The 23,495-nt window shown below is 67.6% G+C and carries 13 protein-coding genes and 2 pseudogenes; 7 read left to right on the top strand and 8 right to left on the bottom strand.

All coding sequences use genetic code 11. From position 1 onward, the window contains the following. Positions 1 to 210: 210 nt before the first annotated feature. The 3 genes from IO36_RS29495 to IO36_RS47765 form a co-directional block, all read right to left on the bottom strand. A complete protein-coding gene (locus tag IO36_RS29495; RefSeq protein WP_037624135.1) occupies positions 211 to 882 on the bottom strand; it encodes a hypothetical protein in 672 nt (223 codons plus the stop codon). Then, entirely contained in the window at positions 879 to 1,472 is a 594-nt protein-coding gene (locus IO36_RS29490) for a sigma-70 family RNA polymerase sigma factor (RefSeq protein WP_037624134.1), read from the bottom strand. Before IO36_RS29490 ends, IO36_RS29495 begins: the two co-directional genes overlap by 4 nt. A gap of 679 nt (positions 1,473 to 2,151) precedes the next feature. Next, the gene (locus IO36_RS47765) at positions 2,152 to 2,337 is read right to left on the bottom strand and encodes a hypothetical protein (RefSeq protein WP_209441286.1); all 186 of its coding nucleotides are present in this window, start codon (positions 2,335 to 2,337) and stop codon (positions 2,152 to 2,154) included. Between the two features lie 404 nt (positions 2,338 to 2,741). On the opposite strand from IO36_RS47765, the gene IO36_RS48475 reads away from it, so the two are divergent. After that, complete coding sequence (locus tag IO36_RS48475; RefSeq protein WP_063764913.1) at positions 2,742 to 2,984, top strand: NUDIX hydrolase; 243 nt, start codon at positions 2,742 to 2,744, stop codon at positions 2,982 to 2,984. 846 nt (positions 2,985 to 3,830) lie between these two features. Here the strand turns inward: IO36_RS48475 and IO36_RS29475 are convergent. Further along, positions 3,831 to 4,274 (bottom strand): annotated as a pseudogene (locus IO36_RS29475) (transposase); the annotation flags it as partial. Positions 4,275 to 4,450: 176 nt separating this feature from the next. Between IO36_RS29475 and IO36_RS43410 the strand changes: the two are divergent. The 3 genes from IO36_RS43410 to IO36_RS29460 all read left to right on the top strand — a co-directional run bounded on the left by IO36_RS43410 (position 4,451) and on the right by IO36_RS29460 (position 8,513). Then, a complete protein-coding gene (locus tag IO36_RS43410; RefSeq protein ID WP_158997573.1) occupies positions 4,451 to 4,867 on the top strand; it encodes a hypothetical protein in 417 nt (138 codons plus the stop codon). Between the two features lie 350 nt (positions 4,868 to 5,217). Beyond that, a complete protein-coding gene (locus tag IO36_RS29465; protein WP_158997571.1) occupies positions 5,218 to 8,163 on the top strand; it encodes a tetratricopeptide repeat protein in 2,946 nt (981 codons plus the stop codon). Between the two features lie 170 nt (positions 8,164 to 8,333). Further along, positions 8,334 to 8,513 (top strand): hypothetical protein, encoded by a 180-nt coding sequence (locus IO36_RS29460; RefSeq protein WP_037624132.1) that lies wholly within the window; start codon positions 8,334 to 8,336, stop codon positions 8,511 to 8,513. 357 nt (positions 8,514 to 8,870) lie between these two features. Here IO36_RS29460 and IO36_RS47080 read toward each other — a convergent pair whose 3' ends face one another. Then, positions 8,871 to 9,032 (bottom strand): hypothetical protein, encoded by a 162-nt coding sequence (locus IO36_RS47080; protein ID WP_158997569.1) that lies wholly within the window; start codon positions 9,030 to 9,032, stop codon positions 8,871 to 8,873. Between the two features lie 771 nt (positions 9,033 to 9,803). Between IO36_RS47080 and IO36_RS29455 the strand changes: the two genes are divergently transcribed. Together IO36_RS29455 and IO36_RS43405 are read left to right on the top strand one after the other, a co-directional pair. Then, positions 9,804 to 10,070 carry a hypothetical protein gene (locus tag IO36_RS29455; RefSeq protein ID WP_158997567.1) on the top strand — a complete coding sequence of 89 codons (267 nt, stop codon included), beginning with the start codon at positions 9,804 to 9,806 and terminating at the stop codon, positions 10,068 to 10,070. Positions 10,071 to 10,080: 10 nt separating this feature from the next. Then, the gene (locus tag IO36_RS43405) at positions 10,081 to 10,932 is read left to right on the top strand and encodes a helix-turn-helix domain-containing protein (protein ID WP_051901043.1); all 852 of its coding nucleotides are present in this window, start codon (positions 10,081 to 10,083) and stop codon (positions 10,930 to 10,932) included. Positions 10,933 to 11,483: 551 nt separating this feature from the next. Here the strand turns inward: IO36_RS43405 and IO36_RS29445 are convergent. Continuing rightward, positions 11,484 to 14,168: a tetratricopeptide repeat protein gene (locus IO36_RS29445; protein WP_037624129.1), complete on the bottom strand. Its 2,685-nt coding sequence runs from the start codon at positions 14,166 to 14,168 to the stop codon at positions 11,484 to 11,486. Between the two features lie 844 nt (positions 14,169 to 15,012). On the opposite strand from IO36_RS29445, the gene IO36_RS29435 reads away from it, so the two are divergent. Further along, entirely contained in the window at positions 15,013 to 15,945 is a 933-nt protein-coding gene (locus IO36_RS29435) for an IS5 family transposase (protein WP_245173534.1), read from the top strand. Here IO36_RS29435 and IO36_RS29430 read toward each other — a convergent pair. Together IO36_RS29430 and IO36_RS49030 are read right to left on the bottom strand one after the other, a co-directional pair. Further along, entirely contained in the window at positions 15,935 to 16,315 is a 381-nt protein-coding gene (locus tag IO36_RS29430; protein WP_037624127.1) for an Imm32 family immunity protein, read from the bottom strand. The genes IO36_RS29435 and IO36_RS29430 overlap by 11 nt on opposite strands. A 571-nt stretch (positions 16,316 to 16,886) precedes the next feature. Then, positions 16,887 to 23,427, bottom strand: a pseudogene (locus IO36_RS49030) (RHS repeat-associated core domain-containing protein). Positions 23,428 to 23,495: the final 68 nt, after the last annotated feature.

Raw genomic sequence — 23,495 nt, 5'->3', positions numbered from 1 at the left:
CGCCGCCTCCCGCACCGCTCGCACCCCCGCGCCAGGCCGAAGAGCGGAGCCGGGGATGGCGGGCGGGTGCGCGAGAGGAGAGCAGCGGGCTTCTGCGCCGCGCCGGCCGACCGAGCAGCTTCCGGCGGACAGACGTCCGGTGAGCGGGCGGCCGGCCGGCGGCGAGCTTGCGGGTGCCCGGGCGCATCGGCCGGCCGCGTCCCCGGGGCATCAGCGGCGCGTGAAATCGTAGAGCCGGTCGGCCAGGCGCCGGTCGGGGCGCTGGACGATGATGCAGGAACCGGCTTTCGCGGTGGCAAGGCGGTCGACCTCCATCTCCAGCCCCCCGGTCGGAGAACTGGCCTGACTCAGGCCGGACTTGCGGACGTAGGTGGCAACGCTCTCCAGGAAGGCGAGGAAGGCGTCATCGGGAGCCTCGGAGTCCAGAACGCCGTCGGTCACTTCATGCAGCCAGTGCCGCGCCTCCCGGGCCTCGCCCAGCGCGAGGTGGTGCAGGTGCAGGCAGTAGGCGGCCGCACGGCGCCCGGCGCCCGCGGCGAGCTGCCACCAGAACTGGGCGCTCTCAGGATGACCGGTCAGATGGAGCAGGCACGCAAACACCAGCGCGCCGTCAACATCCAGATGCGCAACATCCGAAGGAGCATCCGGTTCTTGCGCGAGACGGTCCACGTGGTGGGCCGCATCCGGCTTGTTGAGGATCCACCGGCACACCGTCGACAGCCGCTGGCCGGCCTGCGCGGCCCGCAGCATGTCCGGGTTCGGCCGCGCCGCCGCGCCGGCGGCATCCGCGGCCAGGCGGCGCAGCGCCGCACCCACGTCGAACCCGTCGCGCAGTGTGGTGGTGATCCGTGCGTCGGCGAGGAGGTCATCGATGGCAGTCACTGTCCTGCTCCCTTCTTGACGATCTTGCCCGCGGGAGCGGGCAGGCCCAGCTGGATGCGCAGGCGTTCCTTGCCCTTGCGGCCGTGGTAGTCGACGGTGCGGGTGTCCAGGCCCATGTAGCGGGCGATCCGCTTGGTCGGATACCCGAGCAGATGGCGCAGGACGATGACGGTGAACTGGCGGGTCGGCAGACCCAGGATCGCCTCGTAGAGGCCGCCGGCCGCACCGGTGATCTCCAGCTGGTTGCGGACCGCCTCGAGGTTCTTGGCTATCGGCCCGGCGATGAGGAAGGCCGGGGGCCGGTCGTCCTCCTGCAGACGCTGCGTCACACCCCGGTGCAGCACGGCCAGCGTCTGCTGCTCGAGATCACCCTGCTGCAGCAGCTCGTCCCAGCCGCCGAGGATCTGGAGAAACACCTGGTGCACCACCTCCTCCGCGACCCGGCGGCCACCGAGGTGGATCTCCGCGAAGTCGTGGAAGAACTCCTGATGGCCGAGGTAAAAACCCTCGAAGTCGAGGGGCAGATCAGGAGGGGCCGTATGACCGCCGTCCTGGGGCGACACGTCGGTGCTGATGTCGCCAGTGCCCATGAAACCTCCAGGCGATGCAAGCCCCGCCTGCTCCTCATCGGGCAGCGGCGCGTATCCAGACGCGGGCCAACCAGGCCGCGTAAGGCCCCAGTTGATCGGGGTCCTCAGGCACCACACTCTCGATTTCGGAGGCGTAAGACTCATGCCGACCTCGAAAAATATTACTCACCGATCATCAACGTAAGCGGAACGTTAGTTCTCTGTGGGTCCTCCTGTTCAAGACAGGGCCCGTGAGCAGCGGCAACGCGCAAGAGGAGCACGGTCCTGCCGGTAAGAACGAGCACAACCGTGGCGCACGTCACACCCATTGAGTCAACGCCCGAACGCTCCGCCGCCCAACACCCGCCACACCCTGACACCCGCGCGCAGAACCGATCCGCCATCGCCCGTTGGAGCGACACCGCGCACCAGCCGGAAACCGTCGCCCTACCGCCCCCGCCCCACGAGGACGCGCACGGCACCGAGCCGCTGCCGGCCGGGCACCGGCACCGCGCAAAACGGCTGCAGCGCGCCGACCCGGCGCAGCACCACCGCCGCGCTCCGCTCCTCCGCACAAGCGAACAGCTGTCGGCGTACACGACGAAGCACCCGGGTGGGTACACGCGGACGTGCTTACCGTGGCGCGCACGATGACTGTGCCCGCCTCGGTCTGCGTCGGCTGGCGGAACCGGGCCCGCTGTTACTGCTCTGGCGATAGGGCCGGCGCAGGCAGGTCGAGGACCCGGGCGAGGGCGGCGGTGACGGAAGCCCAGTGCCCGGGCAGGTGGTGAAGGGCCCAGTCGGCGGCCAGTGCGAGGAAGTCAGCCAGATCACGCTCGGCACCAGCGAGCAGGTGGCGGAGTTCGACGACGGACAGTTCGATCACCGGGCTGTCGATCTGCTCCGGACGTTGTCGCCGAAGCGCTCCGCAACCGGTGACACGGGGTCGTGGCCGAAACCGAGCAGGCCGCCGCCATCGACGAGCCGGTGCCAGTCGCGCCAGTCCTCCAGCCCGTCGCAGCAGCCGGGCAGGAACGTGATGCTGGTGGAGTCATCGGTGACCCGCAGGCCGCGCGCGAACGCTGAGGACTCTGGATACCGCTGCCCGGTCTAGGGTTCTCAGCCGTGGCCCGGCCCAATCCGCGCTCTGGCAGGGCCGGGCCACACCCCCTTCTCCTCGGTCCGCCTCGCTCAAGGCCTCTTGCCTGATGTGCGCATCACGGCCGCCCGCAGTCACCGACCGGCTCTCGAGAAGCTGACAGGAGCGATGAATCCCGGCGCGATGCCTCGGTGGTCGTAGCGCGCGACAAGAACGATCTCGTCACGCTCTTGAGCGCCGACTTCCCCGCGCACGACGGCGCCTATCTCTTCCTTCCCGAAGGACGGCAGGAAGAGAGCGAGAGCCCGCTGGCCCGCCGCGAGCTCCCCGGGAACGCCGGCGCAAGCGCCGGGCACTGGACACCGCAGGGCGCGCACGCGATCACTTCGAAGTCCCCCGCACGCGTCCACCTCTTCGAATTGGCCGCCACCTGACCCTGGGAGCGAAGAAGCTGACCGCGACCGAGCAGGACTTCCCACTGAGGGCCTGGCCCGTGAAGGATGCGCAGCGCGCCGTGCTCGAGGAACGGTTCCTCCTGCCCGCCGGACCACGCCCCCTGCTCCCCGCACACCGCCGCTTCAGCAGCAGCCGGCACCCGGTACCAAAGGGTGCCCGGGATCGACCACCCGGCACAAACCGTGGGCTGCGGAGCACTCGATACTGTCGCGCAGCCGGTGGAAAACGTGAACGGCCCACCCCGCGGAATCGCGGGGTGGGCCGTCGACGTGCCTGTGGCGGTGAAGGGCGGTCGCCTACGCGGCGAAAGGCTCCATGAGGCTTCAGCCGGACGATCGTCCTCATGGGCTATAGGTGAGGCCCGGGGACACTGTCCCCTTCACAACCACACCCCCCACAACACGACCCGGCACGCGGACATTCCCGAAGGCAGACGAAGCGAGCAGGACCGCGGCCACCACCGGAGCGGACGGCCCGCCCCGAAGGTCCACGGCTGGCGGGCCGGGCCAGAAGTAGTGGTCAGGATCCTGGTGTGCGGGGTGGGTGAGAGGCGTCCTGGTAAGGCCAGGTGTAGCGGGTGACGGCGTTGTGGGTGAGGCCGAACAGTTCGCACAGGGTGCGCGGGTCGGTGTCCGCCTGGACCTCGTCGACGATCCGGTCATCGCGCAGCAGCAGGCTGGAGGAGGGGTACTGCCGCCACAGCCAGGGCCGGGTCTGTCAAACGAGCGGTGTAATTGGGGTAGTTGGAGCTATTGACGGGCTACCGAGAGGCGGCCGTCGAAGGTGATGTCGAAGGCGTTCAGTGCGGTCTTCCAGCGCATGGTCCAGCGGGCCTGTCCCTTGCCGGTGGTCAGGCCCTTCGCAGCCAGAGAGATGACCATCTCGTCGACGCCGGTCAGGCGCTTTTGTCGCTTCATGACGATCTTCGGCTCGAAGGAGCCGTCGCGGTCGCGGGGCACGGTTATCTCCAGTGGACCGACGTCGGTCAGCACCGTCTTGGAACGTGTGCCGTTGCGGGAGTTGCCGCCGTTCTTTCCGGCCGGGTCGTGCTTGTCATAGCCGAGATGATCGGTGATCTCGCCATCCAGGGCGGACTCCAGCAGCCGTTTGGTCAGCTGCTGCAGCAGACCGCCCTCGCCCGTCAGCTGCAGGCCTTCGGCTCGGGCACGACCCACCAGCTCGTCGATCAACTGGTCGTCCACGGCCTTCACCGACGCAGCCTTCGTGGGCTCGACGGTCTCGGACTCGGACACGTTCTCACTGGTCATCGATGCATCTTCCATGATCGGGAGTTACACCGAACGATTTACAGTCCCACGACCTTCACTTCAGAGGAGCCGCACCCCTTTTCGTTCCCTTTGGAGGTGGCCCGGGTGGTGCTGATGGGTATGCCTGGGCGGACAAGGCGTCGCATTTTGGGTCTGGGGGAGGTTCGGTGACGGGCGTGGAGCTGCTGGCGGGGGCCGTGGTCGGGTATATGGTCCGCAAGTTGCGGCGGGTGGCGGGACGTGCAGACCAGGAAGTCGATCAGGTTCTCGACACTGGGATGGACGCCATCCACGAGCTCGTGACCCGGAATCTGTCCGGTGATCCGGCGCTGGAGACCCTCGTCACGGAGGTTGATGGCGGTGACGGAGAGGTCAGCGATCGTACACTTCGCCGCGTCAGCGACGCGGTAGCGCAGCACGCCGAGGATGACACCGAGTTCGCGGACGAGCTGCAGACGCTGGTCGACGCGCTGGACCGTCACCTGAGCGGACCGGACGAGCCGGGAGGCGTGCATCAGAAGGCTGACGCGTCAGGAGGCAGCAAGATCATCCAGGCTGGCCGGGACGTGACGATCCACGAGCGAGCGCAGTGACGGCCGCGGACGGCCACCGAGCCGCGGATACGAACGGCGACGCAATCGAGCAGCGCGCGGTCGCGTCCGGGTTCGCCCGGGTCTTCCAGGCGGTCGGCGACATGGTCGTGTACGAGGGCGGTGAGCCGTACCGACTCGCTCCGTGGCCGCTGAATCGAGGTGACGACCCGTCCGCCGGGGAGGCAGGCTCGATGCCTCCGAGCGCGCTGTTGAAGGCGGGCGCCGCTACGGTGGCGTTCGCGGGCAGGTTGGCCGAACGGGCGCAGGCGCGGCAGTGGCGTGACGCGGACGGCCCGATGCGGGTAGGCCTGGTCCACGGGCCTGGCGGTCAGGGAAAGACGCGGCTCGCAATGCAGCTCGCAGCGGAGTGGGGTGCGCAGGGCTGGATCGTCCTGGAGGCGTTTCATGCCCGGGATCGACAGGCGCCGCCCGCCTTCAACGTCCCCGACGGTCTGGAGGAGGCGGCCGGGGTCCTGGTGGTCGTGGACTACGCGGAGCGGTGGGACACCGAGGACCTGCTGACGCTGCTCGCGGACACGGCCGTGGGTGCGGGCCGGGGTGTTCGGGTCCGCGTTCTTCTGCTGAGCCGGCCGAGTGGGGTGTGGTGGCAGAACCTCTCCTATCGCGTCGACCGGGACGTCGGTGTCCCCGCGGAACGGTTCGAACTGCTGCCGGTGGAGAGCGACCCGATGGTGTCCCGGGAGGGGCTGTTCACGGCCGCCCGGGACTCGTTCGCCCGGCTGCTGGGAGTCACCGAAGCCCGAGGCGTTCAACCTCCGCCGGGTCTGCTCGTCCGCGCCGAGTACCAGCTCATCCTGTCGGTGCACATGGCCGCGCTCTGCGCTGTCCTCGCGGCCCGGCAGGGCGATCAGGCGCCCGGTGAACCGGCAGCGGTGTCGGCCTACCTCCTCAAGCGGGAACGCGACCACTGGGTGGCGCTGCGCGGCCGGCGCGAGGAGCCTCTCACGGTGACCGCGGACGCGATGGGACAGTTGGTGTACACCGCCACGCTCACGGGCCCGCTCAGCTACGCGGACGCGAAGCGGGCGGTCCGTCGCGCGTCCGTCGAGAGCACGGAGATGCCGGGAACGCTTCTGAAGGACCACGCACGCTGCTACCCGGCCTGGGCGCATTCCGGCCAGGCTTCGCCGGCGCACCTGACGGTCCTGGAGCCGCTCTACCCGGACCGCCTCGGCGAGGACTACCTCGCGCTCCTCACGCCCGGTCATTCCGTCGACTTCGCCGACGACTTGTGGTCCGACGAAGCCCCCGCGCGGCTCCTGCCCCTGACGGACGGCACCGGCGCCGGCGCGGACGCCATCGGCCCTGTGTGGACTCGCCGGGCGCTGACGACTCTCGTTGAAGCGGCCGGCCGGTGGCCTCACCTGGCGCGTACTCAGCTGTATCCACTGCTTCTCGCCCGGCCGGCACTTGCCCTGCAAGCGGGCAGCACGACCGTTACCGCGCTGGCCGCGCACGCGCACATCGACCTGGACGTTCTGGAAGCCATCGACGCGGTACTGCCTGAGGAGCGTGGCGAGTGGGCCCCGGCTGCCGCCGCCGTCGCGGACAGGCTGCTGGAGCGTCGCCTTGACGGCGCCAGCGACGCTGAGCGCGCCCGGATCCGCGGGAGCTTGGCAAACCGCCTCGCGAACGTCGGGCAGACCCAACGGGCCCTGATTCTGGCTGAGGAGTCATTCAAGGGCTACGTCTCCCTGGAGAGGGAGGACATCCCCGGCGGTTTCTTCGGCCAGACGCCGGACGGCATCCCGGCGTATCTGCCCGAAACGGCCTTCGCCGAAGGCAACTACGCCGTCCGCCTGGCCCAAGCAGGCCGTCTTGAGGACGCGCTCGTCCACGCGAACACGACCATCCTGTGGCTGATGATCCTCACGAAACAGGACCGCGAGGGGTTCCTTCCGGAACTGGCCGTAGCCCATTACAACTACGCTGGCTGGCTCGCGGAAGCAGGACGTCACGAAGAAGCCCTGAGATGGTCTCAGGACGCTATCGACGAGCTGCGTGAACTCGCCCTGCGGCCCGGCGGCGTCGTGCACCTGCCGTCCCTGCACGACCTGAACGCCGCCGCGGCCCGTCACGCGCAACTCCTCGCGCACCTGGGACGGACTGACGAAGCCCTCACCCTGTCCCGACTGTCCCTGGCTGGCCTGCGGGACCTCGTCCGGCTGGACCGCACCCGGCTCCTGCCAGAACTTCCCGCTCTCCTCCGCGACCACGCGGACCTGCTCGAACAGACCGGCCGCCCCCTCGACGCGCTGCCGTACTCGGCAGAATCCGTCGATTCCCTGAAGGAACTGGCGAACACCGACCCAGGCGCCTACCGCCCGCGACTCGCGGAGGAACTGGCACGACACGCGCTGCGCCTGTCCGAACTGGGCCGTGCGGCCGAAGCGCTGCTGGTGTCCGAGGAAGGGATTATCCAGCGGCGCGAGCTGGCTGCCGAGGACCGCGCCACGCACCTGCCGCCCCTGATCGCAGCCATCAAGCTGCACCTGCTCCTGCTGGGGGAAGCCGACGCGTCAACGCCTCTGTTCTTGCGATACTCCGAGCAGTCGATCGCCCTGCACCGGGAGATGACCCAGCGTGAGCGCACCGCTGACAGCGTCGCTGACCTCGTCCGCGCGCTGATCCCCCACGCGTCACGCCTCATGGAAGCGGGCCGCGTCGACGAAGCCCTCACCTTCTCCCTGGAGGCCGTGTCCTCAGCTGCCGACCTGAAGGGCGGACCGGCGGACACCGTCGACCTGCCCATCGCCGCCGGTTGGCATGCCCTGTGGCTCGAAAAAGCAGGCCGCCTCACCGAGATGCTCACCTACTCGGCAGAGGCCATTGAAATCGCCTACAGCCGCTACCAGGACGACCCCGACGTCAACCTCCCCGACCTGGCGGCACGAGTGAGCGACCACGCGGCACGCCTCGCGGACAGCGGACGGCAAGGCGAAGCCCTCGAGCACTGCCGCCTGGCAACAGGTTGGTTCCAGGAACTCCTCGACGCAGACCCCGACGCCCACCGAGAGGGCTACATCCGCAACACCGCCGTCTTCGCCCACGTCCTCATCAGGGGCGGCCGGTACGCCGAAGCCGTCGTCCCGCTCCTCTTCGCCACGAACTTCGTCCCTGAACTACCAGAAGACCGACGCTACGACATCGGGCCGTGGATCGGGGACCTGATCCGCACCGCGCACGCGGGCGCTCCGAAAGCGGTTGCGCGACAGTACCGACAGATGACCGGCCAGCCCATCCCGCCGTACCTCCAGGGGCAGCCCTCACGCTGAAGGGTCAGGGCGTCGACTTCTCCAGCTTCCACAATGCCCTCGCCCAGACCCGCAGCGACTGGCAAAGACACAGCAGGACGCCGCCGCGAAGCGGCAGGGCTCAGGGCCCTCGACCGAGTGCCCTGAGCCAACTCAAGACCGACTGGTCGACGTTCCAGCAGCCCCAGGCGATGCAACCGCAGTACACCGCCCAAGTGACCTCCGTGGCCGACGTCACCCAACTGCAATCCACGGCGGCTGCGGACGTACAACAGTGGATGGGCAAGGGCGGCGGCTACCAGGCCACCGGCGACAACCTCGTCAAGGAAGCCGACGCGGCGGCGTCCACCGCCCAGACCGCAGAGTGCTGAGTTCGTGACAGCCCCGCGAACAGCCCCGACAGCGTTCTTCCAGCTCAGCCCTTCCCTCCAGAAGAGCCGCACCCATCTCGGTCCGGCGCTGCGCACCGGTCATGCCGCCGCTGGACGGGAGGTGGCCTGTGTCCGTCTCGTGCTGCTGCCGGTTGCGCATGTCCTCGTCCCACAGCGACAGGGCGCGGCGTCGGCGCTCGCCGCGCCCGGTGCCGTCGAGGAGCCACAGGCCCATGGCGAAGTTCTCCAGGGCGCCGCGCAGCAGCGGCCAGGGAGTGGTCGGATCGACCTCGCCGGTTGCTGTCAGGCGGCGCAGCGCGTCAGTGAGGGCGAGGTCCGCGGTGTAGAAGTTCTGGATCAGGTGCGCGGCGAGTACGGGCTGAGCGGGGCGTCGTCGGCGGCCAGGCTGCTGACCGGTACGGGTGCGGGCAGTTGCCGGTAGGCATGCTCACCGCGGGCCTGCTCGATCGCGTGGAACAGCCGCAGAAGGCAGGGGCCCTGGAAGGCATGCATGCCCATGCCGGACAACGGTAGAACGCAAAGACCGCGCGAGGTAGCCGTTTTGATGCGGCTGCGGTCGGCCCGGGGAATATCGCGTATGGCGCCTGAGCGGGTGGTTTTCGTGGCCGCTCGAAGGTGCTGAGCAGAACAGCGGCAAGACACTGAGGAGCTAGGAGCGCGGAGGACCGTATGGCTGGCCGAAGGGTCGACCGCGTCCCTGATCGGCGGGCGGCGCCCGCTTCTGTGTGGCGGTTCGGGGTGCCTCGCTGCCAGGCAGAGGCACCCCGGACCGCGGCCGCGCGTCAATCGCGGCTTTCCTCGTTTCCCCGGACTGTTGGAGTCAGCAGCAATGCAGGGGACAGCGTGAGCGTGAAGAAGCATGTTCATCCACGGTCACTTACAGATGTGAGTGTAGATACAAACCAATGGAAATCCGTTTTTTTGAGCTGGACAAATGATGAGCCAACCCTCTGTACGGTGGCGAACGCCCAGGTCAGACGGGTGAGTGGTGTAGCCCTCCAACTTAGACGAAACATGAGCCAACCCGTAACTCGTCCGCACGCTAAGGGCGTTGGGTGCGAGGCTAGGGCACCGGAGGACCGGTGTCATGCGCGGCCATACGTCAAATGGCCGGTGGCCGATCCCCGTCACGAACTCACGGCCGCGTTTCGCGGGGGCCTGCCAAGCCCCTGCGCGGCCAGCCGGGTTCGCGGAGTCAGCAGCAAACAGGTGGTGCGGGCGGTCACCGCGATGGTCCCGCCCGCCCTTCGGACAGGAGACGTTTCTTTCATGAGTGGAAAGTGCGAGGTGTCCCCCTCGTCGTCGGCCGGGTACGGCTTCGGCATGGCCAGGGCCCTGGTCGTTCTGGGCTTCGTCACCGCCACGGTCACCCTGCGGATCGGTGCGGGAATGGGTGCCGCGGACATCGTGACGCTGCTGTCAGCCGGTGGCGGAATCTCCGTCGCCGTGCTGATCTGCGCGAGCGGCGGGACGGGAAGCCGTCGTCTGGTGCAGCACTTCTTGAGGGCGGCGCTGAACAACGGCACCGGCAGCTGAGGGGGCGGGCATGGGACGTCCTGAGATTCCCGTCGACTTCACCGTGCCGGAGCGGGGTGTGTTCGCGCAGTACCTGCGGTGCCTGCGAAAGGCGGCAGGCCTGACGTACCGCGAGCTTGCCGAGCTGGTGCCGTACTCGGCCGCACAGCTGAAGCGGGCGGCCGGCGGCAGCTATCTGCCGCCGTTCCCGCTGGCGTTCGCCTACGCTTCGGTCTGCTGCGCCCGAGTCGAGGACATTGACCTGAGCCGGGTAGCGCAGCTGCACGCCGAGGCGCAGCAGGCAGTCGACGAGCACAGGCACAAGGACCGGGGCTCGACTGTCTTGGCGAAGCCGGAGTTCGCCCGTGGCGCGTGGGATCTGAGCGGCGCTCTGCGCGATCAGTGGGCCTATGCCGGACGGCCGCCGTTCCGCCGTATCGAGCAGGAGACGAAGCGGTGGGTGTCGCGCAGCACGGCGCACATGATCGTCACGGCGCGGACCCTTCCGCGCGACCTGCGACAGTACGTCGCCTTCCTTGAGGCGTGCGGGATCACCGGTCTGCAACTCGGGAAGTGGCTCAGGGCCTGGGTGCGGGTCTGCGGCTTCCCGCGAACAGACGAGGAGTTCGCACGTCTGAACGAGTGGATGGCCCCTGTGGTCAACGAGAAGTACCGCAAGGTGCTGCGAGAGGAGTACTGCAAGCTGCTGAGGCGCTCGCGGGAGGCGGAGATCCCGGAGGTGCAGGAGCTGCAGATGCAGGCGCAACGCGAGATGAAGGCCCTGGTTGGCAAGTGGACTGTGCCGGTGCGGCCGATGGCGGCCGTGCACGGGCGTCGTCGGAGGATGCGCACCATCAGCCCTGCCGCGGTCGGTGCCGGCTGAGGCTGGCCTCCATCCCCCGGCGTCCCCACTCGCCACCGGCTAACTTTCTGGAAGTTCAGCGCTGTGGCTCTCATGGGCGGCCCTGAGGGGGCCCGGATCCGCCTCTTTGACCGGTTCCCAGCCGCGACGCGTCTGCCGCAGCGCATTCAGCTGGTGAACGCGCTACCTGGATCCCGGCCCGGTCGGCAGGCCTGGCCGGGACGTCCGGGCCGGGCTGTCAGCTGCCGTCGGGGCGATATGCCGACCGATGATGGTCCAGACCGGCTCGGGCGCTTCTTCGGGCACGGCGCCTGTGAGGCACTCAAGGTGCTGGACCGCCTCACAGGTGGTGTAGCGGTCGGGGCCCAGGACTGCAGGTAGCGGCGCCGGTGGTGCGCCAAGAGGACCGGTCCCGTAGCTGGGCCGGTCCTCGTCAGCAGGTGCTCTTTCTGGCGCACTCGGTGGTGGCCCGGTGGTGGGAGCAGGCTGGGATCAGGAGGATGCCTGGCTGTGGCACCTGCACCAGTTGGCAGCGCAGCCGGTCGGCGGTGAGCTGGCCCGGTTCGAGGCGGTCAGGGGGTGCGGGCTTCAGCGAGGTAGCCGGAGACGGTTCGGGTGGTGGGGTGGTCGGGGCCGAGTACCTCGGTGAGACCGTCGATCGCTTCCTCGTACTGGGGGATGGCGTGTTCCAGGTCTCCTTCGGCCTGGTTCAGCCGGGCCAGGCCGCTGAGCGTTTTGAGGGTTTCGAAGTGCTTCGGGCCCAGCACCTGGGTGCGCAGGTCCAGTGCGGTGGTGAACAGCTTCCGGGCCCGGTCGAGGTCTCCGGCCTCCCTGCAGGCGGAGGCGAGGTTGTGGAGGTGGCGCAAGGTATCGGGACTGTCCGGCCCGGAGAGCTGCTCCTGGCAGGTCCACGCCTCATCGAGCAGCGGGACGGCTACCGCGGCGTTGCCCTGCTGGAGGTGGCAGAACGCCAGGTTGGCCAGGGTGAGCAGGGTCGCGGGGTGCCCGCTCCCGAGGACCTCACGGCGCTGTTCGAGGGTGGTCTCGTACAGCTCGGCTGCCTGCTCCAGCTCCCCGGCGGACTCGTAGGCCCCGGCCATCATGTTCCGGCTCACCAGGGTGTCGACGTGAATCCGGCCCAGGATCTGCTCGCGTTGGACCAGCGTCTTGCTACACAGATTTAGCGCGGTGTCGATCTCACCGTTCGTCAGGTGCAGGTTCGCAAGGTTGCTCTGGCTCAGCAGGGTGTCTGGGTGGTCCTCGCCCAGGATCGCCACCCGCCGCTCCAGCACATCCCGATAGATGTCGCACGCTTCGTCGAACCGACCGGCCGACTCCAGGGCAAAGCCCAGGTTGCCGAGGCAGTCCACGGTGGTCGGGTGCTCACACCCAAGGGCGTCGGTCAGCTCGGCAAGTACCTCACGGTAGAGCGCGACCGATTCCTCGTACCGGCCGACGCTCTCGTACGCCCCGGCAAGGTTGTTCCGCACCGCGGCCGCGGTGGGCATCGGCGGGGTCGAGTCGTGCTCCCGGCGGACCAGGCGCTCCGGGTTCCGGAGCAGGTCCTCGTAAATCTTGATCGCCTGCTTGGGACGGCCCTCGTCCTCGTACGCCAGGGCAAGGCCGTTGCGTAGGCTCAGGGTCCGGGCGTGCTCCGGGCCAAGGTGCTCGGCGGCGACAGCGGCGGCATCGATGAACTCCTCGATGGCGGAATCGAATCGGCCGCTGTCGTGGTAGGCGGAGGCAAGGTCGGCCCGGATGTTCAGGGTGGTGAGGTCGCCCGGGCCAAGCGCCCGGATGCTCCGCTCGCGAAGCTCTTCCAAGACCTCGACCGCTTGGCCGAGGTCGCCGGCCGCCGCTAGAGCGGAGGCGTGTGCGTTGCAGCCGATCAGGGCGGTCTCGTCGTCGGGGCCGAAACCCGCCACCACCTGCCGCGCGTACGCCCGGCGCACCGGCAGGGATCGGACTATCTGGCCCTGCCGGTGCAGGTGCGCCGAGGTCTCGCGGAAGAGCCGGGCCAGGCCCGGGCGGTAGTCCCCGGGGTCGGTGCCGGAGAGAGCGATCACATGCGGTGCGAGCAGAGCGAGTCGGGCGAGCAGTGCCTCGTCCGGGGCTTCACCTGGGGAGGCTTCGGCCCCGTCCGGATACACGGCTTCGAGCAGGAGGCCCTCGGCCTTCGGTCGGCCGCGTGGCGGCGGAGGGACGCTGCCCTCGGCCGTATCGAGGCTGGCGTGCCGGATCGCCTTGTCGCGCAGCACGGCCTGCACCAGGCGGTGGACGGAGACCGTCTTGTCGGTGAGGGTGACCATGCTGAAGGCGTTCAGCCACCCCAGGGCACTGGGAACCGGGAGCTTGCCGGGGGCGAGCGAGGCCAGCAGGGACCGGGGGCAGTTGTCGGGATCGAGCCAGGCCAGGACGTGGAGCAGGTCGACGGCCAGCGGGACGGTCTCTTCCAGCGCGGTGAGGGTGAGCTTCCAGACCCGGGCCACCGTCCGCTCCTCGCCGGAGTGGTCCTGGGCAGCTTCGTCCAACTGCTCGGCGAGGCTGTCGCGGTAGCTTTGAATGCTGGTCACCGTCTGAGCCATGTAGGCGGCAGCCTGTTCCAGCGCCAGTGGCAAGTCGCCCAGTTCCTTCGCCAGCTGACCTGCATGCCACTCCTCCTCGAGGGAGCTGAAGGACCCCCAGGCGTTGAGCAGCGCGACGGAGTCTTCGCGCGGCAGAACGTCCAGGCCGATCAGCGTCACCCGGCGGTTCCATCCCGTGGCGTGGCGGCTGGTGATCAGATGGTGCCCGCGCCCGAGGCTGCCCAGGCGCTGCCAGAGCAGGTTCGGGTCCTCGACGTTGTCGTGGACCAGCAGCCAGTTGTCGTGCTGCTGGAGCCAGGACAGGGCCCAGGCGATGAGCGCGCGCTCGGACGGCACGGTGCCGCCCCAGAACGGACTCAGCCGGACCGCGATCTCGGCGAGCGCGGCATCGACGGCCCCGGGGGCGGCTGCATCGATCCACCAGACCAGGTCGTAGGAATGCCGATGGGTCTGGGCATACTTCCGGGCCAGCTCGGTCTTGCCGACGCCGCCCAAGCCATGCACCACCACAACCGGGATGCCGACGCCGTCGGCGAGCCGGAGCAGCTCGGTCCGGATCGCGGCCAGCTCCTTCGCCCGGCCGGTGAAGGTCTCCTTCGGAGAGCGCAGGTCGAACTCGCCACGGGCCTCGGTTTCGGCAGCCCAGCGGATCGCCGTCGGCGGGAGCTGCATGACATGGGGGATTGTCGGGCCGTGGCCGACGCCAGCTACCGCCCCAGTACCGTCGACCGGCCTGCCTAACTCTCGGCCTGGCCCTGAGGTCGTTTCCGGTGCTGGAACAGGCTTGCTGGCCGCAGTGCGTCGCAAGTCCAGCAGTTCCTGTGTCTGCTCCTCCGACAATGCCAGCCCGGCCGCGAACGCGCGGACCGTCCTCTCCTTCGGCACGGGAGCGCCGGGCCGAAGGGCCTCGAAGAGGGTACTGCGGCCTACTGGCCACTTACTGGTGGCTACGCGGCCGACGAGCTGCTCCTTGCTCAGCCCCGAGAGAGCCACGGCGTCCTTCAGGCGGGCACGCAACTCGGCCAGTGCCGCTGCCTTACGCCCATCGGCGTCCCCCTCCACATACCCCCCTGAGTCCCGCACGTCCAAAGAAGTCCATCTTTGTCCAGCTGGACCCGGGCGGACACCTGTTCCGTGAAATTGGGGCGGGTCAGCATCCGCCCTCCTCGGGGAGATCGCCGTGAACCACCTCGCCACAGTCCTGCTCAGCACCGGTCTGGTTGTCGTACTCGCACTCCTCGCGGCCACGGCAGCCGGCGTACTCACCCGCCTGGACGGCGCCACCTATCCCGCCGCCCTGATGCGCGCCGCGGCCACCTTCGCCGCCGTCCTCACACTTCACTGGCCATCGCCCTCACCGGCGTCCTCGCCCAGGTGCTCTCCTGACAGGCTCCACATCGCGGAAAGTCCCGCCAGACGAGGAACACCATCCACTCCGCCCGCCCCTCAGCCGCCCATCCGGCTGGGCGCCCCAAGGGCGCGCAGCCCCGCTCAGACCGCGTTTGAGATCTGCGGTATCCCCCGGACTGAAGTGCTCGTTGAGCCTCTCGTGAGCGGTGCTGGGGGTGGGTATCCGTCGGACCTGACAGATGATCAATGGGCGCTGGTGGAGCCGCTACTCCCTCCGGCTCGGGTGGGTCCGAAAGGTGGTCGGCGGGAGAAGCATCCGCGGCGGCGGATCGTCGACGCGATCTTCTACGTGGTGCGGACCGGGTGTGCCTGGCGGCAGTTGCCGAAGGACTTCCCGCCCTGGCCAACGGTGTACTGGTACTTCACGTGGTGGCACGACGACGGCACCGTCGAGCGCATCCATGACGCCCTGCGCGGCAAGGTCCGTCAAGCCGACGGCCGCGACACGGAGCCGAGCGCCGGGCTGATCGACTCGCAGTCCGTCCGCACTGCTGATACCGTCCCCGCCGCCACCAGGGGCTTCGACGCGGGTAAGAAGGTGAAAGGCCGCAAGAGGTTCATCGTCACCGACACCCTCGGCCTGCTCCTGGCCGTCCACGTCGTCGCGGCGAGCATCCAGGACCGCGACGGCGCGAAGCGGCCGCTGCTGTGGACCAGGCTCGACCACCCCGGAGTCCGGAAGGTCTGGGCCGACCAGGGCTTCGCCGGCCGCCTGGTCGGCTGGGCCGCCCAGATCCTCGGCCGCGAGCTGGAGATCGTCCGCAAAGACCCTGGCCAGCGCGGCTTCCAGGTCCAGCCCAAGCGGTGGGCGGTGGAGCGAACCTTCTCCTGGCTCACCACCCACCGGCGCCTCGCCAGGGACTACGAGACCAGCCCCGCCCACTCGGAGGCGATGATCCGCTGGGCGATGATCGGCATCATGGTCCGCCGCCTCACCCGAGGCCGACCGGCAACCCGACCAGGCCCACGACCGCTCTCTCGCGCCGAGGCCTGCGGGCTCAACCGCCTTACGGCCGAAGGCTCTCCGCTCACCTCATGAATGCGATCACCAGAGGGTCCGACTCTGGCGCGATGGAGTCGTATGTCGGGGAGTCGACGTGGCAATGATCGCTTGCATCCGCCTCGGAAGCGAAGTCCTCGATGTTGTCGGCCAGGAGGTCGAGAGCTCCCCGTCCCCCCTGGATCCTCAGGATCTGACCCTCCGCGACGATCGAAGCGGTGTCCCGCCCCGGATCCTCCCGGAACGCGATCTCGGACAGCGACCTCTCATAGGGAAAGGGGTGCCGGTTCTCCGAGAGATCACAGCTTCCAGCCTTCCCCCGCAGCAGCTGCCCGAGCGCCAGGAGCTCTCGACGCGTCCCAGAGAGCTCAAGCTCTCTGGTCTCCCCGCTGTACAGAACCTGCAACATCACATCCCCTCCGACCTGCCGATCCTACTGATCAGCAAAACGGATCGCCTTGCCGCTCCTTCAACCTCAGTCGGTCCTCCAGCTCCACGGCAGATCTCAAACGCGGTCTCAGAGAGGTCTTGGCAATTACTCCGGCAGAGACCCTGCCCCTCAGAACGGGACAGGGTCTTCAAAAGACTCAGGATCCGAGCAGGTCATGCATTTACCTGGTCAGGAACACTGAGATCTTAAAATCTACCGACAAGGCGCCAGCGAGCCTCCTTGTGGAGGCCGATAAAAGGTCAGCCTTGGCACTTCTACTGGGATCTACGAGGGACGAGCTGGTTTCAGCTTTCGATACTCATCAATCCCTCGCACGAATCGACATTCACCGGTTGCATCGTTGACAACGATGGGCCAGTTCCCGCCCAGCCGCGCGCCGCTTTCTTCGCTTGGCGGATACACAAAGACATGATGGCCAGTCAAGTGCAACCGATCGGCGGGTACGATGCGACATCCCCATTCATCCCACTCGGGAATCATAGACCTACCAAACCCCTCAGCGATGCTCGCGGCCTCTTGCTGCTGCACTCTACTTTCCCCCTCCCGTATACATGAAGTCGTAGTACTCCCATTCGTCCACGGCGTACCCGCCCATCTGGCCATCGAGGAACTTGATGTTTCCACCATCGTTCACAGCATTGAAGAAGTGTCCCGGGTACGGGATGTTTCCGGCACCGTCGGTGTCGAATCCGTAAACGATACCTCGTGCCCCATCTCCCTTTCGCAGCAGTTCACCGGATATTCCATCAAAGCCACTCGTCGCCTTGAAGGTCGATCCGTAGCGCTTTTCGAGGGCGCGCGCGTCAGTGATGCCCCCCTCTTTCGCCACCGAACTGAGTCCTTGGAGCCGTTCATCGGTGGCCACTGCGCACTTGGCACAATTGGTTCGCGATCCTGACGGGTTGACACCCTTAAGGTTGCCACCCGGTCGCATTTTTCCCGATACCTGACCTCTGCCGCCGACGGCAGCGAGGAGGTTGTCGTAGACCTCAGACTCAGCCCGTCCGTACAGAGGATCGTGTGGTGCTGCCCCGTGAGAGGCTGCCCAGGCATCGTAGGAATCAGTGACTTCGCAGTCTTCCCACCCAACCCAACAGAGAGGGTACCCGACCTTCATCCCCCATTCGCTTACCTGCGCAATTCCATGTCCCCAGCCAAAAATCACCTGGCTTTCGTTTCCCCAGAAGGTGTCATCACCACTGCTGGTGGCCCCTGCACTGCCAGTGTGCGATGTTCCGCAAGGGCAGACGCTTCCTCCGCCGGCCGTGCCGTCAGACTTCCTGTTGCTGGATCCGTTGCTGACGCTGGGGCCGTGCGGTTGGCCGTCCGCGCTGCAGAATGGCGGGCACTGCCTGTCGTCGACGCTTCCGCCGCCACCGGGTTCGGTCGGCTCGGTGACGAGCCCGGTGGGGTCACTGTTGGTGATGGGGCTGTTATTGGCGTAGCTGTAGCCGTTGAGTGACTGGTGTTGGTCGAGGCTGAGGAGTGGGTCGACGCTGATGAACTGGCCGATGGCCGGGTCGTATTCGCGTGCTCCGATGTGGGTGAGGCTCGTCGCTTCGTCCGCGGGTTTCCCGAGGAAGGCCTTGTCGTCGGGCCAGGTGGTGGCCTTCGCTCCGCGGGGTGCGCCGAACGGTGTCGTGTAGCGCTTGGTGATGGCGTAAGTGGTGGCATCGAAGGCGAGGCTTGCGGTGCCGTGGGGGTCGGTGGCGAGGAAGCTGAGCTTTGTGCCGGAGGTGCCGGACTTGGCGGTGCGGACGGCGATCGTCTGGCCGTTGGCGGTGTAGTAGCGCGTGCCGGTGAGCGTCTTGGTGGTGCCGGCGACTGTCAGCCGTACCTCGGTGCCGCCGAGGTAGAGGACGGTGTCGCCGTCTGCCTTGGCGCGGCGGATGAGGAGTTCGCCGCCTGCGTCGTAGAGGTAGCTGGTCTCCTTGCTCTTCTCAGTGGTCTTGGTCAGTTTGCCTTCGGCGTTCCAGAGCAGGGCCTGCTGTGCGCTGGGGCCGGGGCGTGCCGTGGTGTTGCCCTGCGCGTCGTAGGTGTAGGTGCCGGTCGTGGCTCCTGAGGTGTTGTCCAGGGTGTGGGGTTTGGTGTCGGTGGTGGCGTCGTACTGATAGGTGGTGGTGCTGTCGCCGGTGGTGGTGTGCTTGGTTTCGGTTTTGCGCTGGCCGGCGGTGGTGTAGGTGTATGAGGTCCAGTAGGGCGCTGCGCCGTCGATGTTGGTGGTGGTGCGGCCCGTGGCGGCACAGTCGGCGGTTTTGGGGGTCCAGGCCTCAGTTATGCGGCTGTTGCTGTCGTAGGTGAAGCACTGGTTGTCGGTCTTGGTGGTGCCGCCCTGGGTGGAGGCGTCAAAGATGGAGGTGACGTTGCCGGCGTCGTCTTGGGTGTAGCGGGTGTCCTGCGGCATGTAGCCGTGGACGTCGTCGGTGACGAAGGAGCGTGTCAGGCGGCGGGTCCCGGGCTGGTATTCCCAGTTGAGGTAGGCCTTCTTGGCGGAGTCGGCTCCGTCCATGCCCAGTTCGAGCCGGGTCAGGTCGCCTTGGGGTGAGAATCCGGCGTGCTGGAGGTAGCCGGTGGTGCCGACGGAGGATGTCTGCTGCCCGGTGGCGTTGTACGTGTAGGAGACGGTTTCGGAGGGGAGGCCTCCGACAGCCGGCTGGGAGGTCTGGCTGACCGTGCCGTCTGCTTTGTAGCCGGTGGTGAAGGAGAGCGTGGCGGGGACGCCGGCGGTGACGAGGGGGTCGGTGGCGGGGAGGATCAGCTGGCTTTCGGTGGCCCGGTAGAGGCTGTCGTAGGTGGTGACCTTCTGGGTGTAGGCCTTGCCAGTTGTGCCCCCGTCGTAGCGGGTTGCCGTGTCGGGCTGTCCCTTGGCGACGGCGTCGAAGCCCCAGGCTGCGAGCTTGTTGGCATCCGTCTTGTCGGTCTGCCACATGCCGGTTTTGCGGCCGAGGTCGTCGTAGGCGTAGAGCAGCTTCTTGCTGGCGTCCTTGTTGGGGGTGGTGCTGACGACCTGGTCGAGGTTGTTGTACTCGGTGGCGCTGGTGCCCTTGTCCGGGTCGCTGGTGGTGACCTGGCGGCCGAAGAGGTCGTAGGTGTAGGACCAGGTGGTCTTGTCCGGGCCGGTGATGGTCTCCTGCTGGCCTGCGTGCGTGTACAGGTATCCGGTGGTGGTGTAGTCGGTGCCGGTGGGCTTGGGGCCTGCGTATTCGCGGCGCTCGGTGGTCTGGCCGAGGGCGTTGGTGACCACGGTGGTGGCGTGGCCTCCGTCGGGTGCGCTGGTCGAGACGGTGTCGCCGGTGTAGGTGGTGTCGATGGTCCAGCGGGGGACGTTGAAGTTCTTCGTCACCGTCTTGATGGCTCGCGAGGCGCCGTCGTAGGTGGTGTCGCTCTGGGCTGGGGCTGCTCCGCCCGCGGTCTGTACCGGTTGGTTGGACGGAGCGGAGGTGTTGTCCCAGATGTCGCCCTGTGCGCTGACGGCCAGGCCGCGGTCGTCGTACAGGGTCAGGGATACCAGGCGGCCGCCGACGGGGGTGGGAGTTTGTACCTGGCGGCTGCGCAGGAGCGAGTCGTAGAACTGGTAGGTGGTGTTGTAGCCGGACGCCTCGCCGTTGAGGGATGCGGTGGAGACCCAGGACATCGCCGTATTGGTGACGTGGTAGTCGTAGACGTAGTTCGGGGTCTTCTGCAGCGCGCGGGAGCGGTTGGGCAGCCAGACCTTGGTCACCCGTCCGAGGCTGTCGTACTGGCTTTCGGTGATCTTGTTGTTGGGGTCGGTGACCTTGAGGACCGAGCCGGTGGCGAAGTCGATCGCGGACGTGGTCTTGTATGTCGCGGCGTCGGTGACGTCGCTGGCGGTCAGCGGGCCCGCAGCGACGGGTGTGTGTCGAGGAGACGGCCAGGTCGTTGGCGTTTTTGACCAGCTTTGGGCGGCCCAGGGTGTCGTAGTCGACGGTGCCGATCTTCTGCCAGCTCGGTGTTCCGTCGGCGGCGTAGCCCTTGGCCCGTCCTGTCCACTGCGCCTCGCCCTTGGTGGGGGTCTGGGTGCTCGTGTACGTCTTGGAGTCGAACGTCGTGGCCGTGTCCGAGATGACGTCGCCGGGGCGTGTAGCGTCTGCCGGCAGGTCGAGGTCCGCGTTGAGTGTGGCGCAGGGCTTGGCGACCACCCGGACGCGGGAGATGAGGGTGTTGATGCCGATGGCGTCGTTGCGGGCGTAGGTGTTGCGTGTGCAGGTCTCATCACCGTCGACGTCGTCGTCGCCGCGGTCTTCGACCTTGGAGGCCATGCCGTAGTCGTCGTAGGTCGTGATGGTGGTGCGGACGCGGTCGTGGGGGGCGATGCCGCTGGTCACGTTGGTGCGTGCGTGACGTGCTTGGGTGCGGACGTAGTAGGCCTCGGTGTCCGCGTACGACTTGTGCTGGGTGGCTGTCTTTTGCGACCAGGGGTCGTTGATCGTGCCGGAGACTTCGTCGGCGCCGTTGTAGGTGACGGTTTCCCTGGTGAAGCCTGCGTACTGCTCGGAGTCGGTGATCTTCGCGGCTTTGATGCCGGTGATGTCGGCGCTCTTGCGGGCGTCGGCGTCGGGGGTCTTGCCGTCTGTTCCGAGAACGCGGTCGCCGTTCATGCCTCGCATGTAGACGGTGACGGTTTTCATGCGGTCGCTGTCGCTGTCACCGGTGAGGTGGGTGACCTTGCTGAAGCCGCGCCAGATGGACCAGGTGCGTTCCTTGGCCGGTGTCATCGGGTCGTCGTTGTAGTGCCAGGCTCCGCCGCCGGAGTACTGGTAGGTGTGCTGGACCGACTCCGAGCCGCCGAAAGGATCGGAGGTGCTGACGGCTGTGACCGGGTATTTCTGGAACCAATCGAGGGTTGGTGTCTTGCCGCCGTTGGGTGACCAGTAGACGGGGTAGCAGCGCTTGGTGTTCTCGTCGACCTTGGGCATGGTCTGCCCTGCGACGCAGTCGGCCTCGGCGTAGGTGACGGCTGTTTGTGCTCCGGCCTCGGAGGTCACGGTCTGCAGGCGTGGTTTGTCGAGCGAGAGGATGTTGTCCGAGGCGCCGTCGACGCGGTTGGGCAGGAAGAGGTGGGTGAACTTGACCGGGTCGAGGGAGAGTTCGGTGCCGTGCTTGCCGGTGTGCTTGATCTCGTCGAGCCAGAGCGACTGGTCCGTGGAGTCGCCGGTGTCGCCCGGGTCGAGGTAGTGCTGCTTGAGTGCCCAGGTGTCCACCGACTCGAAGGCGGGTGTGGTGGCTGCGGCGTTCCAGGCGTAGGTGGTGATGCCGGTCAGGCGTTTGCGGGTGAAGAAGGTGGGGGCGACGTTGCCGGTGCACTTGTCGCCGTCCTTGCACAGGGCGTCGAAGGGGACGTCGGGCCAGCTGTCGCGGTTGTCCTTGGTCAGCGTGTCGCAGGTGCTGATGGAGGGGTCGCAGCGCTCTTCGTAGGAGAAGACGACCTTGTCGGAGGCGGCGGGTGAGCCGGAGAAGAGTGTGGTGGCGCGCTGGCCGTAGCGGATCTCCTTGAGGTAGCCGCCGCGGGTGTAGTCGGTGCCGGTGGTGTCGTCGCCGAGCTTGTCGTAGTTGTTGTGTTCGGCGGTGTACCAGTAGGTCATGGCGTTGGCGTGGGTGTCCTCGACGTAGTCGAGGTTCCAGCGCCAGGCTTGGGTCTTGGCCCGGCCGGAGAAGGATGTTCCGCTGCTGTATCCGGGCTCGCCGGCGTCGTCGCCGAAGACGGGGACGGTCCATACGGAGTTGGTGCGGTCGTCGGTGCCCGCGCCGGTGAGTTTGTTCTGGCCGAAGACGTACTTGGTGCCGTCGCCGGTGGTGACGGTCCAGAACTCGCCCTTGCCGTCTCCCTGTCCGCCTGCGATGTCGTCGCCGTCATCGCCGTTGTCGGCGCCTGTGGAGTGGGTGACGGTGGAGGCGTCGTCGTCCTTCAGACGCCACTTGCCGCTGGTGTCGTCCTTGACGAGTTCGGTCGCCTTGCCGTTGAGGACCAGGGAGGCGTTCTCGTACTTCCAGCACAGGTCGAACTTATCGCTCTGTCCGTCGTCGTCACACGAGCCGTATTTGCGTTCGATGTAGGAGGAGGTGAGGTCGAAGCCTTCGCCGACCTGGCTGCCCTGGTTGTTCGTCGAGGCGGTCCGCCCGTCCACGCTGCCGGAGTTGTAGGAGATGTCCAGGCTGGGTGTCGGCCCGGCGGCTGCCGGGGGTGTGCGCAGCGGGTAGGACCAGGTGAAGGCTCCCGAGGAGCCGCCGGCATCCCAGGTGGAGGAGGCGGCCAGTGGGGTGGCTTTGTAGTCGCCGGCGCCGGACTGAGTGCCGGCGGCCACGGCAAGCACGGTGGTCTGAGGCGCGCTGGATGACGGGGTGAAGGCGAGGGTGGACGAAAGGCGCTCGTGTGCACGGTCGTTGACCGAAGTGAGCTGGTGGGATGTGCGGCAGGTCTGCTTGTCCGGTGCCGTCAGTACGCAGGCAGGGTAGCTGTGTATCTGCAGGCGGCCAGCCCAGTCACCGCCGTAGGCGGTGGCGAAGGCTGCGTAGTCGATGCCAAGGCGGGCCTTGCCCCCTTGAGCGGGGCCGGTTACGGCCAAGACGACGCCCTTGATTCCGAGCCGTTTGGTTGCTGCCTGGTCCAGGACTTTGACGCTGAGGGTTTTGGCGGACGGGGACGCAGCCTGGTCTGTCTTCGGTGCGCTGAGCGTCACCGGAAGGGCTCCCGGATGGGCCTGCACCATGTCGGCTTTGGTCAGTTTCAGCGTGGCGGTGCCGGCGCTGGGCCAGGTGACGGTGCGTCGTTGGTCGGCGCGGGCACGCCGGGATGCTGCGCGGTCGGCCGCATCCGACTTCGCTACGAGTGCAGCGTTCTTGCTGTCCGTGTGGGACTTGAGCGGGAAGACCTTGGCGGGGACGGGCTTGTTCAGGTGAGGCGCGCCCAGAGGGTCGGTTCCGGCAGCGAATGCCACGGGGGTCAGCAGTCCGGGGACCAGGGCGAATCCCGCTGCTGCTGCAAAGCGTCGGATCCAGGGTCTGGCCTGGGTGCGGCCTCTGCCGGTCGTGCCGGAAGCCAACTGGTTCATGACGGGTCTCCTCGCGTGCGGCCGCTCAGAGAGCGGCCGCACGCTGTCAAAGGTCTGCTGGGGGAAGA

The organism is Streptomyces aureus, assembly GCF_000725495.1.
GTDB lineage: Bacteria > Actinomycetota > Actinomycetes > Streptomycetales > Streptomycetaceae > Streptomyces > Streptomyces aureus_B.
Note: the sequence above shows the minus strand (reverse complement) of the source record. Positions and strands in the feature narration are given on the sequence as shown.

Bases quoted from the DNA above. Each gene is read 5' to 3' on its own strand.
- IO36_RS29490 (WP_037624134.1), bottom strand. From the start codon at position 1,472: ATGGGCACTGGCGACATCAGCACCGACGTGTCGCCCCAGGACGGCGGT.
- IO36_RS29465 (WP_158997571.1), top strand. From the start codon at position 5,218: ATGCAGCTCGCAGCGGAGTGGGGTGCGCAGGGCTGGATCGTCCTGGAG.
- IO36_RS29460 (WP_037624132.1), top strand. From the start codon at position 8,334: ATGCAACCGCAGTACACCGCCCAAGTGACCTCCGTGGCCGACGTCACC.
- IO36_RS47080 (WP_158997569.1), bottom strand. From the start codon at position 9,032: ATGGGCATGCATGCCTTCCAGGGCCCCTGCCTTCTGCGGCTGTTCCAC.
- IO36_RS29455 (WP_158997567.1), top strand. From the start codon at position 9,804: ATGAGTGGAAAGTGCGAGGTGTCCCCCTCGTCGTCGGCCGGGTACGGC.
- IO36_RS43405 (WP_051901043.1), top strand. From the start codon at position 10,081: ATGGGACGTCCTGAGATTCCCGTCGACTTCACCGTGCCGGAGCGGGGT.
- IO36_RS29445 (WP_037624129.1), bottom strand. From the start codon at position 14,168: ATGCAGCTCCCGCCGACGGCGATCCGCTGGGCTGCCGAAACCGAGGCC.
- IO36_RS29430 (WP_037624127.1), bottom strand. From the start codon at position 16,315: ATGTTGCAGGTTCTGTACAGCGGGGAGACCAGAGAGCTTGAGCTCTCT.